The organism is Flavobacterium geliluteum (assembly GCF_017948595.1).
Classification (GTDB): domain Bacteria; phylum Bacteroidota; class Bacteroidia; order Flavobacteriales; family Flavobacteriaceae; genus Flavobacterium; species Flavobacterium flavipigmentatum.
Genome location: NZ_JAGFBV010000017.1, coordinates 64,772 through 80,449 on the forward strand (window position 1 = coordinate 64,772; position 15,678 = coordinate 80,449).

The window sequence follows — 15,678 nt, forward strand, 5'->3', positions numbered from 1 at the left end:
TTGGTTTTTAGTTAATTCAAATTTAAGAGAAAATGATTGTTTAAAAAAGGATTGCTACAGATTAACAAGATTCTCAAAGATTAAAAAAATCATTTCAATCATTTCAATCAGTGGCTAATAAAAGATTCATCCGCAACTTACTATCAATTTAATTCGTTTAAATTTATGCAAAAAACCACGTATTCATAAACAATTTAATTGATGAATACGTGGTTGAAAATAGAGAACTAAATTTTACTTTTTCGGTAAAGCTTTAAATCCCATATTATAAAGTGTGAACGCCTGAATGTCTACATTTTCTTGAATAGTTGCAGCAACAGATTTTCCTGCTCCGTGACCCGCTTTTACATCAATACGGATTAAAACAGGATGTTCTCCTTCTTGTTTTTCTTGCAATTCGGCAGCAAATTTAAAACTATGCGCAGGCACTACACGATCGTCGTGGTCACCGGTAGTTACCATTGTTGCTGGGTAATGTGTTCCTTTTTTTACATTTTGAACAGGAGAATACCCTTTAAGATATTGAAACATTTCTTTGCTGTCCTGTGCGGTTCCGTAATCATAAGCCCAACCTGCGCCTGCTGTAAAAGTATGGTAACGCAACATATCCATAACGCCTACTGCTGGCAATGCTACCTTCATTAAATCTGGACGTTGTGTCATGGTTGCTCCAACCAATAATCCTCCGTTTGAACCGCCTCGAATGGCTAAGAAATCAGATGAAGTGTATTTTTGAGCAATCAGATATTCCGCAGCAGCGATGAAATCATCAAATACATTTTGTTTTTGCAATTTGGTTCCAGCATCATGCCATTTTTTGCCGTATTCGCCGCCACCTCTTAAATTGGCAACTGCGTAAACACCGCCATTTTCCATCCAAACTGCATTGGCAATACTAAAACTTGGTGTTAGGCTGATATTAAATCCGCCATAACCATAAAGTATCGTTGGGTTTTTTCCATCTAATTTTGTTCCTTTTTTATAAGTGATAATCATCGGAATTTTTGTTCCGTCTTTTGATGTATAAAAAACTTGTTTTGACTCGTAATCATCACTTTTAAAATCAACTTTTGGTTTTTGATAGATTGCTGATTTTCCAGATTTTGGTTCAAGCGAAAATATGGTTCCCGGAGTTGTATAGTTGGTAAAACTGTAATATAATGTTTTCTCTTCTTTCTTTCCTCCAAATCCACTGGCTGTTCCTACGGCAGGAAGTTTGATTTCGCGGATCAATTTACCGCTGTAATCATATTGCTGAACTAATGAAACGGCATCTTTGGTATAATTGGCAAAAAAGAATCCACCGCCTGTTGAAGGCGATAAAATATTTTGAGTTTCCGGAATAAAATCTTTCCAGTTTTCCGGTTTAGGGTTGCTTACATCAACAATTACCACGCGTTTATTAGGAGCGTTTAAATCGGTTTCGATAAACAATTTACTTCCTTCATTTTCGATAATCGAGTTGTCGCTGTTAAAATTATCAACGATCGTAACAATCGGACTTTCAGGATTTTTTAAGTCTTTAATATATAATTCATTCCCATAAGTAGAATTAGAGGCCGAAATGACCAAATAGCGATCTTCTTCGGTTACATAACCGCCCACGTATCTGCGTTTTTGGTCGGCTCCAAAAATAACTTTATCCTCTTTTTGAGAAGTTCCTAATTGATGAAAATACAATTTGTGCTGGTCGGTTTTGGCAGATAACTCACTTCCTTTTGGTTTTTCGTAACTTGAGTAATAAAAACCTTCGTTTCCTCGCCATGAAATGCCACTAAATTTTACATCTACGAGCGTGTCTTCCAAAACTTTTTTAGACAAAGCGTCAATAATAATCACTTTTCTCCAGTCGCTTCCGCCTTCAGAGATGGCGTATGCTGCTTTTGTTCCGTCTTTAGAAAAATCCAATCCTCCTAGTGAAGTTGTCCCGTCCTTAGAAAAGGTATTGGGGTCTAAAAACATTTCTTCTTTGCCGTTTTTGTCTTTTCTGTAAATCACAGACTGATTTTGAAGACCGTTATTTTTAGAAAAATAAGTAAATTTTCCTTCGGTAAATGGAGCGCTTATTTTTTCGTAATTCCACAGTTTTTCCATGCGGGTTTTTAGTGCATTTCTAAACGGAATTTTATCCAAATAAGCATAAGTAACTTCGTTTTGAGCCTTTACCCAAGCTCCGGTTTCGGCAGATTTATCATCTTCCAGCCATCGAAAAGGATCCGCTACTTTGGTGTCAAAATAAACATCTACAGTTGTTCCTTTTTTAGTTTCCGGGTATTGTATTTTGTTTTGTCCAAACGAAACTCCTACGGTTGTGATTGCCATTATAAGAATTGTTTTTTTCATAGTTAAAGTATATGGTTCTAACAAAAATAGCACTTTTTGTGAGCATTAAAAAATTAACCGCAAAGTGTGCCACAGAAATTAACGCAAAGTTCGCCAAGTTTTTTTCTGACTTTGTGAACCTTGCGAAAAAACTTTGCGCTCTTTGCGGTTAAACAAAAATTACAAGTTGAAATTCACTCCCAAAACAATATTTCTTCCAATGTTCGGAATACCGTCTGTTTTTAATCTGGAAAGATGTGCAATATAATTTTCGTCGAATAAATTGTTTCCGTTTAAGCTCAAATCAAAGGCAGTTTTTCCTAGTTTTACTGTTCCTCCAAAACCTAAATTAACCAACGTATATCCTTTTGAAGCCGTTTCGAAACCACTAACATTTTTCTGGTCGAATGTTGAAGAAACATTCAGGGAAGCATAACCTTCTTTGAACCAATTTTTGATATTAAACTCGGTTCTCAGTGTGTTGTTCCAATTATTGGCAGGAATTAATGGCAGATAATCGTTGTTGTCTTTTTTTCCGGTTACGGTTTCAAAACTAGTTTCAAAATGCAACCAATCTAATGGATGTGGGTGAAAATGAAACCCAACTTCTCCTCCATATAATTTGGCATTGTCTTGAGTATAAGCAAAAACATCATTGGCGTCTAAAACTTCACCTGTTGGCGCTGTATAAATGTAATTGTTGATGTGGTTGTAAAATCCGTTTACGAAAAACTCAAAGTGAGAGTTTTTATATTCTAAGTTCAAATCAGTCTGAACGTTTTGTTCGGTTTTCAAATCAGCATTTCCGATTTCGTATCGATTTGTGCCTTCGTGAACACCGTTTGAAGTCAATTCGGCCAAGTTAGGCGCTCTAAATCCGGTAGCAACATTCAATCGAAGAGTAAGATCTTTCGTAAAATTTGTTTTGTAGCCTAGCGAAGCATTAAAACTTTCAAAAGATTTGTCTAAAGGAGAAAAATAGCCTTCTTCGCCTTCAATTCCGTTTGCTTCCGAGGTAATACTTCTGTTGTCAAAACGCAATCCTGCCTGCAAAACGTTACTATTCCATTCGTAATTAGCTGTTCCAAACACACCAAAATCATTGGTTGTTGCGTTTGGAATCAAGTATTCTTCGCCAAGATTTTCATTGGTTTGATGCATTCCCTGCACACCCACAATAGTTTCAATTTTACCCAGTTTAGGAAAATGATATTTTGCATTATAATTAAATGTTTTCAATTTCATGCGTAAAGCAGCATCGTTGCTGTCTTCAAATTCGCTTCGATCATTGGCGATGTATCCTAAATCAACATCTAGTTTTGAGTTTTCAAAAAAGATAACATTGTTCAAACTCAATAAATGATTAAAAATTCCTTGTCTCGGGAATAAGGTATTCTTGCTTGAAGATTGCTCTCCAATTCCATCCTCCGGTATTCCGATGTCTAATTTATTGTAGTTGTATCTCAAAACACTTGAAAAAGTAGCATTGCTGTAGCCAACACCTGTTTTAAAATCGGTTTCGTTGTAACGTGAATTGGTAACACGATCACCATCGGCAATTTTGTAGTCAGAATGGGTATTGAAGGCACCTCTGGCTAGAAATTTCCAGTTATCTGTAGATGTTTTCAAGCCAATAGAAGAGTTGCTTCCTTGTGTATTGGTAAAATATTTTTGGCTAAAATTGGCTTTAAAAGTATTGGCATCTGCAAATTTCTCAGGATTAAAATACAAAACACCTCCTAAAGCGTCCGACCCATACAACAAAGAAGCGGGGCCTTTGATAACTTCAACACTTTCGATACCGGCATCGTTCAGACCTAGACCATGTTCATCGCCAAATTGTTGATTTTCAATACGAACTCCTTGTGAATATACCAAAACTCGATTTCCGCTAAGACCGCGAATCACCGGTTTTCCGATAGAAGTTCCAGTAGAAATTTGTGAAACGCCCGGAATCGTAGCCAGTCCTTCGATTAAAGTTGATGTTCCTTTTTGTTGTAATGTTTTAATGCTTTCATGCTCTACTTTCATTACGTTCTGCGATTGCAATTTGTTAAAAGGTGTCGATACAATCACTTCGTCCATCTCCAAAATAGACTCTTCCAGTGTAATATCCAGCGTGTTTTCTTTTAATAATTTCGGGATAGTTTTGTTTACAGATGCATATCCAACATAGGTAAAACTCAATCGCAATACTCCATTTGGTAAGTTGCTAAATTCGTATTTTCCATTTTGGTCAGTTGTAGTTCCTTTATGCAATTCAGATGCGTAAACAGATACGCCTGGTAATGGTTGATTCTGAGAATCAGTTACAGTTCCTGAAAGAGAATTTTGTGCAGAAACAAGGGTAGTGAACCCTAAAATAAGGGCAAATATTATTTTTTTCATTTGAAAATGATGCTATAGTTGAGTGATTTTTTTTAAAATTTAAATAAAAATAACAGCAAATCCAGTCAATCTTCATGAATATAAAGATTTACAAGAGGAACAGATTTTTTTAAATCAATTTAGTAAAAGTGTTTTTTTTTCGAATACATCGAAATTTAAGCAATCACAGATGCCGGGGGACCACGCAACAAATACGCACTTGTTGAAAACGTTACTAGGTTTTCTGAAGCCGTAAAAAAGTAGGGGATGTCTTTGTGAAAAGTAGTAAATTCAAAATTAAAAACTTCAGGAATAAGAGAGCTTCCAAAAGCAAAATGACACACATAGCATAACTCGTAATTGTGATGCTGATGCGTTATTCCACCTTGTTTTTTATCGTATTGATGGTGACATTGTTGCTCAGAAAGTTGTTTTGCAGTGTGCTCATAACTATGCACGGACTGAAACAATATCGAACACAATATTGTTAGAGCCAAAGAAACACTTATTATGAGCTGCTTTCTTTTCATGAAAGACAAAGGTATAAAAGAGCAATGATAAAAAGCTTCTTTTTTTTGAATATGAGCTTCTTTTATTAAAAATAATGTTACGAATGCTTTATTTTGTAATGAAAAATAGAATAGTTGGCCTCAAATAGGTACTTAAACTAGCATTATATTATATTTGTATGTGAAATAAATCAACTTAAAAAAACGTTTACTTGAAATCATTCTTAAAACCAAAATACGATATGCGATTATTTTTCAGTTGTTTGTTTCTAGTATCGTTTTTTAATGTTTTTTCGCAGGAAGAAACTACGATTGCCGCAGAAACAAAACCAGTCGTTAAAATTGATTCGCTCTATCGTGAAGACCAATTTTATTTTTCGCTGATCTACAATTCGATAATGAAATCTCCCGGAATGGCGCAAGATCGCTTTTCTGCGGGACTTTCTTTGGGTGTTTTAAGAGATATGCCTATCAATAAAGCAAGGACTTTTGCTGTTGCAACAGGTTTGGGTTTAAGTTATAAAAATTATTATCAAAACCTTGCAATTACAGGAACAAAAGACGCTCCCGAGTATAATGTGGTAAGTTATAATGATATAAGTACCAATAAATTTTATAGCTATTTGGTAGATGTCCCGATCGAATTTAGATGGCGCAATTCTACTCCCGAAAGCTACAAATTTTGGAGAATTTATGGCGGATTAAAATTGAGTTATGTATTGCAAAGTAAATCTGTTTTTAAAGGCCTTGTCGATCAAAACGTAAAAATTGTAAATAACAAGGATGTAAACAGATTTCAGTACGGAGCTTACATTTCTACGGGTTATAATACTTGGAATTTGTATGCCTGTTATTCTTTAAATTCACTTTTCAAATCTTCTGCGCGAACTCCAACCGAGCAAGTAGACATCCGGACTTTAAGCATGGGACTAATTTTTTATATTTTATAGCCATAAATATAAAAAAAGCAATTGTGGAAGTATACCAATTGCGGTACCTATAGACAATTCGTTACTTGTATGTGCCTCCATCACCAATCGGGATGAAGCCACAAGGCCACTCAGCAAAATCACAAAAGCCGACCAGTAAGGATTGTGCATTTGCAAATGAATATTTAATCCGATTACAAAGATTGCAAGGCCGCTCATCGACATCATGTGCAAGCTGGCTTTTATTTTAAAAAAAGTACAAATCAACGCCAAAATAGTACTGAACAATGCTCCCAGAAAAAAGAAATGAAGCTCAGGATATCGCGTAATAACAATGCTTCTCTTTACCAATAAAATAAACAAAAAACACTGAAGAACCAGTGGTATTCGTCGTTGTGATGTTTCATGAATCATTATTGATTTTACATTTCCAGTCGATTTTAACAATAAGAAAAAGAGTATTGGAACAAAAAAGGTAATGATCAGAATTTGAAAAAGAACATAATATTTTTCCTGATTCGCAAAAGCATCTCCTTTGCAAAAAAGATAAAATAAAGTGGCGTACATCGAGATAAAAACGGGATGCAAGACATAGGAGAATAGCGGTAAAATTCTTTTCAAAACACTTAAATTTGGAGGTGTTCCACAAATATAATCAAATATAAATACAGATTTGCAAACGTTATATTTTTTAAGAAAATCACAACCTTTTTCTAGCGGTAATGTTTTAAATTTGACAAAAAGAATTTTCTAAAATGAGCCTAAATTCAAAAAATCTTATCCAAATTCTCCATGCCGAATGGATCGGTTCTAAAGCGGATGTTTTGATAGACAATATCTCAATTGATAGTCGTTCGTTGCAAAACGGAGCCAATACTTTGTTTTTTGCCTTGTCTGGTGTCAATAACGATGCGCATTTATATATTTTGGATCTCATAGAAAAAGGAGTTCAGAATTTTGTCGTTCGCCATGTTCCAGAGGATTGTGCGGGGAAAGCCAATTTTTTAGTAGTCAATGATACCGTGACTGCGTTGCAGCAATTTGCAGGTTATTATCGCAATCTTTTTCATTTCCCTATTATCGGATTGACTGGAAGCAATGGTAAAACGATAGTAAAAGAGTGGCTTAATTTTTTGCTCAGCCCAGATTACAACATTATCAGAAGCCCAAAAAGTTACAATTCGCAAGTGGGTGTTCCGCTGTCTGTTGTGGCAATTAACGAAAAACATAATTTAGGAATTTTTGAAGCCGGAATTTCAACGGTTGATGAAATGACAAAACTTGAAAACATGATTAAACCCAACATCGGGGTTTTGACGAATATTGGTTCTGCTCATGATGAAGGTTTTTTGAATTTAGTACAAAAAATAGACGAAAAACTGCTTTTGTTCAAAGAAAGTGAGGTCATTATTTATCAGAAAAATGAAGTGGTAGATTCTTGTCTGTCACAATTTTCGGCTGAGTATATGGTAAATTCGAGAGTCCTTTTTTCTTGGAGTTTTACAGATAAAAAGGCAACTGTTTTTATTCTAAAAAAAGAAAATAAAAGTGAGAGTACTGTAATTCAATACCAATATAAAGGAGAAAAGTTTGATCTCGAAATTCCGTTTCTGGATTCGGCATCGGTAGAAAACAGCATTACTTGTTTGCTGGTTTTGCTTTATTTAAAATATGATTCTGCTACAATTCAGGGCAGGATGCAATTGCTGTATCCGGTTGAAATGCGTTTGGCTGTCAAAAATGGGGTTCATAATTGTAGTGTTATTGACGATAGTTATAGTTCTGATTTTCAGTCGTTAAAAATTGCTTTGGACTTTTTAGAAAGTCAAAAAAAGAATTCAAAAAAGACGGTCATTTTATCAGATATTTTACAAAGCGGATTTTCGAATGAAGAATTGTACACAAAAGTTGCGCATTTAATTGCCGCTAATAAAGTCAGTAGAATCATCGGGATTGGTGAAACAATAAGTTCTTTTAAAGAGAAATTTTCCAATATCACGACTTTTCAAAATACAGCAGATTTTATCACGCATTTTGAAAGTTTGGCATTTGCCAATGAAACCATTTTGATAAAAGGCGCCAGAGCTTTTCAATTTGAAGAAATTGTAGCGCTGCTGGAGGAGAAAACTCATGAAACGATTTTAGAAATTAATTTAGATTCGATCAGTCACAATTTAAATTTTTTTAAATCAAAATTAGGTCAAAAGATTAAAATAATGGTCATGGTAAAGGCTTTCGGTTACGGAAACGGAGGTTTGGAAATTGCCAAATTATTAGAACATCATAAAGTAGATTATTTGGGTGTGGCTTTCGCCGATGAGGGAATTTCGCTTAAAAATGGCGGAATAAAGTTGCCTATTATGGTATTAAATCCCGAATCTACCAGTTTTCCTTCGATTATTCAATATCATTTAGAACCAGAAATTTACAGTATAAAAGGTTTGAATTCGTTCTTGAAAATCGCTCAGGAAAAAAAATTAAAAGAATATCCAATTCATATAAAATTAGATACGGGGATGCATCGTTTGGGTTTTGAAGAAAATAATCTTGACGAACTTGTCGCCACTTTAAAAGGAAATACTACCGTTCGCATTCAGAGTATTTTGTCGCACATGGCCACAAGTGATGAGGCTAAACATTATGATTTTGCAAATTCGCAGATTCAATTGTTCGAAAAATTATCTTCTAAGTTAATGAATGAGCTGAACGTAAAACCAATTCGTCATATTTTGAATACTTCCGGAATTAGTAATTTTCCAGATGCTCAGTACGATATGGTGCGTTTAGGAATTGGCTTGTACGGAGTTTCGAATGATGCTGCAGAGCAGAAATACCTCGAAAATGTAGGTACTCTAAAGTCTGTAATTTCTCAGGTTCGTTCGATCCCTGCAGGAGATAGCGTAGGGTACGGTCGCCGTTTTATGGCTCAAAAAATCACTAAAATTGCCACGATACCAATTGGTTATGCAGACGGAATATCACGTTTGTGGGGTAATGAAGTAGGATATGTAATGATAAAAAACCAAAAAGCGCCCATAGTTGGGAGTATTTGCATGGATATGTTGATGGTCAATGTTACTGAAATTGATTGTAAAGAAGGAGATGCTGTCATTATTTTTGGAGAAAATCCAACAGTTATCGAAATCGCCAAAGCTTTAAAAACAATTCCGTATGAAATCTTGACCAGTATCTCTCAGCGAGTTAAACGTGTATTTTTTAGATAGAAATGAATTTGTTTTTTATAGATATTCTTATATTTGAGAATTATTACTAACTAAAAATTAATGAATTATGGGGATTTTCTCTGAATTTAAGGAATTTGCGATGAAAGGCAACGTGGTTGACCTGGCTGTGGGGGTTATCATTGGAGCTGCATTTGGTAAAATTGTAAGCTCATTTATTGAAAATGTGATTACTCCGTTGCTATTAAAGCCAGCGCTAGATGCGGCACATTTGTCTAAAATTGAAGATTTATCTGCTTTTGGGGGTGTAAAATATGGTTTGTTTCTATCAGCAGTCATTAACTTTTTGATCGTTGCTTTTATATTATTTTTAATTATAAAAGGAATAAATGCCACCAAGAAAAAAGAAGTTGGACCAGAAGTACCTGCTGGACCAACTCAAGAAGAGTTACTAACGCAAATTAGAGATTTGCTAAAAAAATAATTCCGCGACATTATGTCTAACTAAACCGTTGCTTAATTGGGGCGGTTTTTTTACATTTGTTTCATTTGTAACATTTTGTTATTTTTTGTGAATCGAATGGTTTTCGCTTTTATTATTATTACTTTTGTCATCTAAAGTAAAAATTCATAATAAAAAATATAAAAATGAGAATAGCGGTTGTAGGCGCTACCGGTATGGTTGGCGAGGTGATGCTAAAAGTCTTAGCAGAAAGAAATTTTCCAGTTACAGAATTGATTCCCGTTGCCTCTGAGAAATCGGTAGGAAAAGAAATAGAATATAATGGTAAAAAGTTTAAGGTTGTTGGCATGCAAACTGCTGTAGACATGAAAGCTGATATTGCTGTTTTTTCTGCTGGAGGGGATACTTCACTGGAATGGGCACCAAAATTTGCTGCAGCAGGAACAACTGTGATCGACAACTCATCAGCATGGAGAATGGATCCTACCAAAAAATTGATCGTTCCCGAAATCAATGCTTCGACATTAACAAAAGAAGATAAAATTATTGCCAATCCAAACTGTTCAACTATTCAGATGGTATTGACTTTGGCGCCATTGCACAAAAAATACAATATCAAAAGAATCATTGTTTCAACTTACCAATCTATCACAGGAACTGGTGTAAAAGCAGTGAAACAATTAGAGAATGAGTATGCGGGCATAAAGGGAGATATGGCTTATAAATATCCTATTCACAGAAACGCTATTCCGCATTGCGATAGTTTTGAAGAAAATGGTTATACCAAAGAAGAAATGAAATTAGTTCGCGAGACTCAAAAAATTCTTGGCGACAATACTATTAGAGTTACCGCTACTGCTGTTCGTGTGCCAGTTGTTGGTGGTCACAGCGAAGCTGTAAATGTTGAGTTTACAAATGATTTTGATGTGAATGAAGTTCGTGAAATTTTACACAACACGGAAGGAGTAGTGGTGCAAGATAATCTGGACACTTTTACATACCCAATGCCATTGTACGCAGAAGGCAAAAATGATGTTTTTGTGGGAAGAATTCGTCGTGACGAAAGCCAGCCAAACACACTAAACATGTGGATTGTTGCTGATAACTTAAGAAAAGGGGCAGCGACAAATACTATCCAAATTGCAGAGTATTTAATTGCAGCAAAATTAGTATAATAAGGTTAGAAATTGTTAATAAGAAAAAAGCGAGGATTAATTTTAATTCTCGCTTTTTTTATGATATCAATATTCAGGTGCTAATTCTAGCTCTAAACCTTCTAATTCAGGTGTAATCGGGATTTGGCAACCTAAACGGCTATTCGATTTTACGTAAAACGCCTCCGAAAGCATCGCCTCTTCATCGTCTCCCATTTCGGGCAATGCAACATCATTAAGAACGTAACACTGGCAGGAAGCGCACATGGCCATTCCGCCACAGGTTCCTTCTACCGGAAGTTCGTATGCTTTGCATAACTCCATTATATTCATTGCCATATCTGTAGGAGCTTGCAATTCGTGTATCACTCCCTCTCGATCTTTAATTTTTATTAATACATCCATTTTTTGACTTTTGGAATTTTTGCAGGATTTGAAAACGTGTACCAATCCTTTTTTATTAACGATTTGTTTCTGAACTGAAAATGTATTCTTTTCTAAAGTAAAATAACTGTTATTTTATTTTTTCATATAAACTAATAAAGATGCGTGCATTCTTTGATTAGTTGCTTAGAGAATATTTACTACGGTTTCAATTTGTGGGGCATACTTTTTAATAGTCGTTTCAACACCAGCTTTTAGTGTCATTTGATTTACGCTGCAGCTAATGCATGCTCCTTCTAGCCGAACTTTTACGTGTTTATCTTCTTCGATAGAAATTAATGTAATATCTCCTCCGTCAGAGTTCAGAAAAGGTCTGATTTCGTCTAAAGCCAATAAAACATTATTTGTTAATTCTTCTGTTGTCATCATAATTTAATGTATCAATTAGAAAATGTACCAATAAGATAGTTAGTCAGTTAGATAATTTTTTAAATCATCTGGTTTCTTAATTACCGCATTTTTTCATTATCTCAATTATCTAATTCTTTTTTACTGCAGAACAACCTGCCATTGTTGTAATTTTGATAGCTTCGGTAGCAGGTAAGCTATCGTTTCTGTTTACAACTTCCTGTACAACATTGCGTGTGATTTCTTCAAAAACGGTTTCAATTTTCGAAGCGGTTTGTAATGCAGCCGGACGGCCATAATCTCCTGCTTCGCGAATAGATTGTACAATAGGTACTTCGCCTAAAAAAGGTACGTCTAAATCCTCAGCTAGGTTTTTAGCACCTTCTTGACCAAAGATATAATATTTATTTTCAGGTAATTCTTCTGGTGTAAAGTACGCCATATTTTCTATAATACCCAAAACAGGTACGTTGATGTTGTCTTGCATAAACATTGCCACTCCTTTTTTGGCATCTGCCAGAGCTACTGCTTGCGGTGTACTAACGACAACAGCACCGGTAATGGGTAAGGATTGCATGATGGATAAATGGATGTCTCCTGTTCCCGGAGGTAAGTCGATAAGCATAAAGTCCAGTTCTCCCCAATCTGCATCAAAAATCATCTGATTTAAAGCTTTTGCAGCCATTGGTCCTCTCCAGATTACTGCTTGACTAGGGGCAGTAAAGAATCCGATAGAAAGAATTTTTACTTCAAAACTTTCTACAGGTTTCATTTTAGATTTTCCGTCAACCGTAACTGATATTGGTTTTTCGTTTTCAACATCAAACATGATCGGCATTGATGGACCATAAATATCAGCATCCAAAACGCCCACAGAGAATCCCATTTTTGCTAATGTTACAGCAAGATTTGCAGTTACAGTAGATTTTCCTACACCCCCTTTTCCAGAAGCAACAGCAATAATGTTTTTGATTCCAGGAATTGCTTTCCCTTTTATTTCGTTTGGATTTTCTTTGGTTTCAACCTTGATATTTACTTTTACTTTTGCTTCAGGCGATATCAATTCGTGAATTGTTTTTCTGATATCATCTTCAGCTCTTTTTTTGATATGCATAGCAGGCGTGTGTAATACTAAATCTACCACAACTTCATCACCAAAAGTAATTACGTTGGCCACAGCACCACTTTCAACCATATTTTTTCCTTCTCCCGCTATAGTGATTGTTTCTAGAGCTTTAAGAATTTCTTTTCTGTCTAATTTCATTTTTAGTATCGTATTTTCTATTGAATAAAATCAATTTGGAAATTATATTTATTTAAACTGATTTCAGACTGCAAAGATAACGGATTATGTTCGGATTTTTACTCTTTTAAATTGTATTTATTGATGGTAGGATTGAGGAATTAAATTTAAAAAAGAAACCCGGCAACTTTTTGATTTTTGCCGGGTTTTAAAAAACAATGTGTTGATATTATTCGTATTTTAAGTATCTTAGAATGTCTATTTTGGTGACCTGATACGCTTTTGTCAAAACGATTATCAGCGTCAAAACTAATAGTGCTACAAGCGAAATACCAAAAGGTACGGCAGATATATTAATTCTAAAGGCGAAATTTTCCAGCCATTTTTGTAATAAAATATAAGCGGGAACTATGCCAATGACAAACCCCATCAGGCAAAAAACAACATATTGTTTGGATAGTTCTTTGAGCAAAATATTGGTTTCGGCACCCAAAGTTTTTCTAATGGCAATTTCTTTCAATCGTCTTTCCATAGAAAAAGAAGCCAAAGCAAACAACCCAAAAATGGCGATGATGATGACAACTAGATTCAGAATAAAAAATAAGTCTTTTTGTTTTACTTGTTCCTGATATGTTTTGGCAAAGCCTTTGTTTACAAATTCATATTCAAAAGGATAATCCTGATTGATGTTTTTCTTCCAGTATTTGTCTAGTTTAGACAAGGTTTCTGTTAAATTATCAGGTGAAACTTTGATATAAATATTGTCAAAATTATTCCATTTTAGTGTTTTAAGATTTATAAAGACCATTGGCGGAATTTTGTTCTGCAATCCTGTAATATTAAAATCTTTTACAACACCTACAATTTTAAATTTAAGATTTCCTTTCTCATTTCCCCAACCCGTTGTGACAATTGTATTTATTGGGTTTTTTATATTCAGTGTTTTGGCAAGAGTTTCGTTTATTAGCCAATTATCAATTGTATCAGAAGCAAATTTTGAAGATAAATCTCTTCCCTGAACAATCTTAATTTTCATCATATCCAGAAAACCAAAATCCATTTCGACATTTTGCGGCTGTACAAAAATACGATTGTGGGTAAACCCTGAACTTGAATTGGTGCTATTTCCAAAAGAACCTGCAAACGTAGAGACATCTACAATTCCAGATGTTTTCAAAAGCTCCTGTTTGGTCGTTTCATATTTAGCTTGTTTTTTGTCGTATTGCTGATAATTAAAAGGAACTCTAATAATCTGATCGCCATTAAAGCCAAGATCTTTATTCATCATGTAATTCACTTGTGAGTTTACAATTAAAGCTCCAATGATAAAAAAGGTGGCGATCCCAAACTGGAAAATAAGCATTGAGTTTCGAATCCATATTCCGCTTTTGCTTCTGGAGAAATTCCCTTTTAGAACCTTTAAAGTTTCAAAATTAGAAATATAAATGGCGGGAAAAATACCCGCAAGAACGATTATTAAGAAAAATATAAAAATGAGTTGCAGGTAAAATTCACTGCTATTCATACTTAAAGATTTCTTCAAAAAAGTATTGTAATAAGGTAAAGAAAGCTCGACAATTGCTAAGGCAAAAAGAATGGCTAAAACCACTATTATGGCCGTCTCAAAAACAAATTGAAGGATAATTTGCTTTTTGCTAGCTCCTACAATTTTGCGAACACCAACTTCTTTAGCACGTTTTATGGCAGATGCAGTTGCCAAATTGATGTAGTTTACCAGAGAAAGCGCCAGAATCAAAATAGACAGGCCTACCATAATATAAAGCAATTGTAAATTTCCTTTTCCTTCTGGAAAACTAGGGCCTTGCGTACTTTTAATACCATATAAACGAGCAGTACTTAATTTGTCTAACATTACTGTAATCTCGCCGTTTTCTTTTACGTACTGTTCAGGAGTTTGTCCATTGGCTTTCGCGTCTTTCAAAGTTCTGTTAACATAATTTACGTTTTGCATTTTCTTTAAAACAGTAGCAATATCAACACCTTTCTTTACTTTAATCATCATAGCATAGTTAAAGTTGCCCCAACTTTGCTCATCATTCTCTCTGGTAACTCCGCTAAAAATATAATTTGGTTCAAAAGAGGACGGATTTATAATTTTATAAACTGATTTTACAGTGTAGTCTTTGTAATTATAAGTGATTGACTTGCCAATAGGATTTTTATTCTTAAAAAGTAATTTTGCTGTTTCCTCAGATATTGCAACACTATTTCTTTCTTTTAAAATATTTGTTTTAGCTCCTTTTATAATAGGTAAAGGGTACATATCAAAAAAGCCATTGTCGGAAACAGCAATTTTTTTATGAAAAAACTTTTGACCCTTATATTTGATCATGTCATTGTTATACCAATTATAAAAAAAACAAATCGATTCAATTTCAGGAATAGTAGCCTTGCAGGTTCTCCCGAAAGGTACGCTGCAAGAAGACCAAATATCTCCAGTCGCTCCAATTTTATTAAAAACCTGATAGATGTTTTCTTTTTCCGGATTCCATTGGTCGTATGCGTTTTCATTGTTCCAGTACAAAATGGCAAATATCACACCGGCAATACCAATGCTCAATCCCATTACATTCAAAAACGAAAACAGCTTGTTTTGTCTCAAATGATAAATAAATATTTTAAACCAGTTTGCGATCATTTTGTGTTTTGTATAAATAGTTATTTTACAGATTTAATAAATTTTAAAGCATTGAAGC

Annotated in this window: 12 protein-coding genes; 4 read left to right on the forward strand and 8 right to left on the reverse strand. The window is 34.6% G+C overall.

Going from position 1 to position 15,678, the window contains the following annotated elements; genetic code table 11:
- Positions 1–234 precede the first annotated feature (234 nt).
- The 3 genes from J3495_RS11680 to J3495_RS11690 all read right to left on the reverse strand — a co-directional run bounded on the left by J3495_RS11680 (position 235) and on the right by J3495_RS11690 (position 5,219).
- Positions 235–2,343, reverse strand: a complete 2,109-nt coding sequence (locus J3495_RS11680; protein ID WP_210666735.1) for a prolyl oligopeptidase family serine peptidase — start codon at positions 2,341–2,343, stop codon at positions 235–237.
- 159 nt (positions 2,344–2,502) lie between these two features.
- Positions 2,503–4,710, reverse strand: a complete 2,208-nt coding sequence (locus J3495_RS11685) for a TonB-dependent receptor (protein ID WP_210666736.1) — start codon at positions 4,708–4,710, stop codon at positions 2,503–2,505.
- A gap of 155 nt (positions 4,711–4,865) precedes the next feature.
- A complete protein-coding gene (locus J3495_RS11690) occupies positions 4,866–5,219 on the reverse strand; it encodes a hypothetical protein (RefSeq protein WP_210666737.1) in 354 nt (117 codons plus the stop codon).
- Positions 5,220–5,410: 191 nt separating this feature from the next.
- Here J3495_RS11690 and J3495_RS11695 point away from each other — a divergent pair, with 191 nt between their 5' ends.
- Positions 5,411–6,148: a porin family protein gene (locus J3495_RS11695; RefSeq protein WP_315220074.1), complete on the forward strand. Its 738-nt coding sequence runs from the start codon at positions 5,411–5,413 to the stop codon at positions 6,146–6,148.
- On the opposite strand, the gene J3495_RS11700 is transcribed toward J3495_RS11695, so the two are convergent.
- Positions 6,143–6,748 carry a hypothetical protein gene (locus tag J3495_RS11700; protein ID WP_236025453.1) on the reverse strand — a complete coding sequence of 202 codons (606 nt, stop codon included), beginning with the start codon at positions 6,746–6,748 and terminating at the stop codon, positions 6,143–6,145. The genes J3495_RS11695 and J3495_RS11700 overlap by 6 nt on opposite strands.
- A gap of 134 nt (positions 6,749–6,882) precedes the next feature.
- Here J3495_RS11700 and J3495_RS11705 point away from each other — a divergent pair, with 134 nt between their 5' ends.
- The 3 genes from J3495_RS11705 (at position 6,883) to J3495_RS11715 (ending at position 10,947) form a co-directional block, all read left to right on the forward strand.
- A complete protein-coding gene (locus J3495_RS11705; RefSeq protein ID WP_210666738.1) occupies positions 6,883–9,351 on the forward strand; it encodes a bifunctional UDP-N-acetylmuramoyl-tripeptide:D-alanyl-D-alanine ligase/alanine racemase in 2,469 nt (822 codons plus the stop codon).
- A 67-nt stretch (positions 9,352–9,418) separates the two neighbouring features.
- Entirely contained in the window at positions 9,419–9,793 is a 375-nt protein-coding gene (mscL, locus tag J3495_RS11710; protein WP_210666739.1) for a large conductance mechanosensitive channel protein MscL, read from the forward strand.
- Positions 9,794–9,957: 164 nt separating this feature from the next.
- Positions 9,958–10,947, forward strand: coding sequence for an aspartate-semialdehyde dehydrogenase (locus tag J3495_RS11715; RefSeq protein WP_210666740.1), 990 nt, complete (start codon positions 9,958–9,960; stop codon positions 10,945–10,947).
- 66 nt (positions 10,948–11,013) lie between these two features.
- Here the strand turns inward: J3495_RS11715 and J3495_RS11720 are convergent, their stop codons facing one another.
- The 4 genes from J3495_RS11720 to J3495_RS11735 all read right to left on the reverse strand — a co-directional run bounded on the left by J3495_RS11720 (position 11,014) and on the right by J3495_RS11735 (position 15,620).
- Complete coding sequence (locus J3495_RS11720) at positions 11,014–11,331, reverse strand: 2Fe-2S iron-sulfur cluster-binding family protein (RefSeq protein WP_210666741.1); 318 nt, start codon at positions 11,329–11,331, stop codon at positions 11,014–11,016.
- A 165-nt stretch (positions 11,332–11,496) separates the two neighbouring features.
- Positions 11,497–11,736 (reverse strand): NifU family protein, encoded by a 240-nt coding sequence (locus tag J3495_RS11725; protein ID WP_210666765.1) that lies wholly within the window; start codon positions 11,734–11,736, stop codon positions 11,497–11,499.
- A gap of 112 nt (positions 11,737–11,848) precedes the next feature.
- The gene (locus J3495_RS11730; protein WP_210666742.1) at positions 11,849–12,982 is read right to left on the reverse strand and encodes an Mrp/NBP35 family ATP-binding protein; all 1,134 of its coding nucleotides are present in this window, start codon (positions 12,980–12,982) and stop codon (positions 11,849–11,851) included.
- 208 nt (positions 12,983–13,190) lie between these two features.
- Positions 13,191–15,620: an ABC transporter permease gene (locus J3495_RS11735; protein ID WP_210666743.1), complete on the reverse strand. Its 2,430-nt coding sequence runs from the start codon at positions 15,618–15,620 to the stop codon at positions 13,191–13,193.
- Between the last annotated feature and the right edge of the window lie 58 nt (positions 15,621–15,678).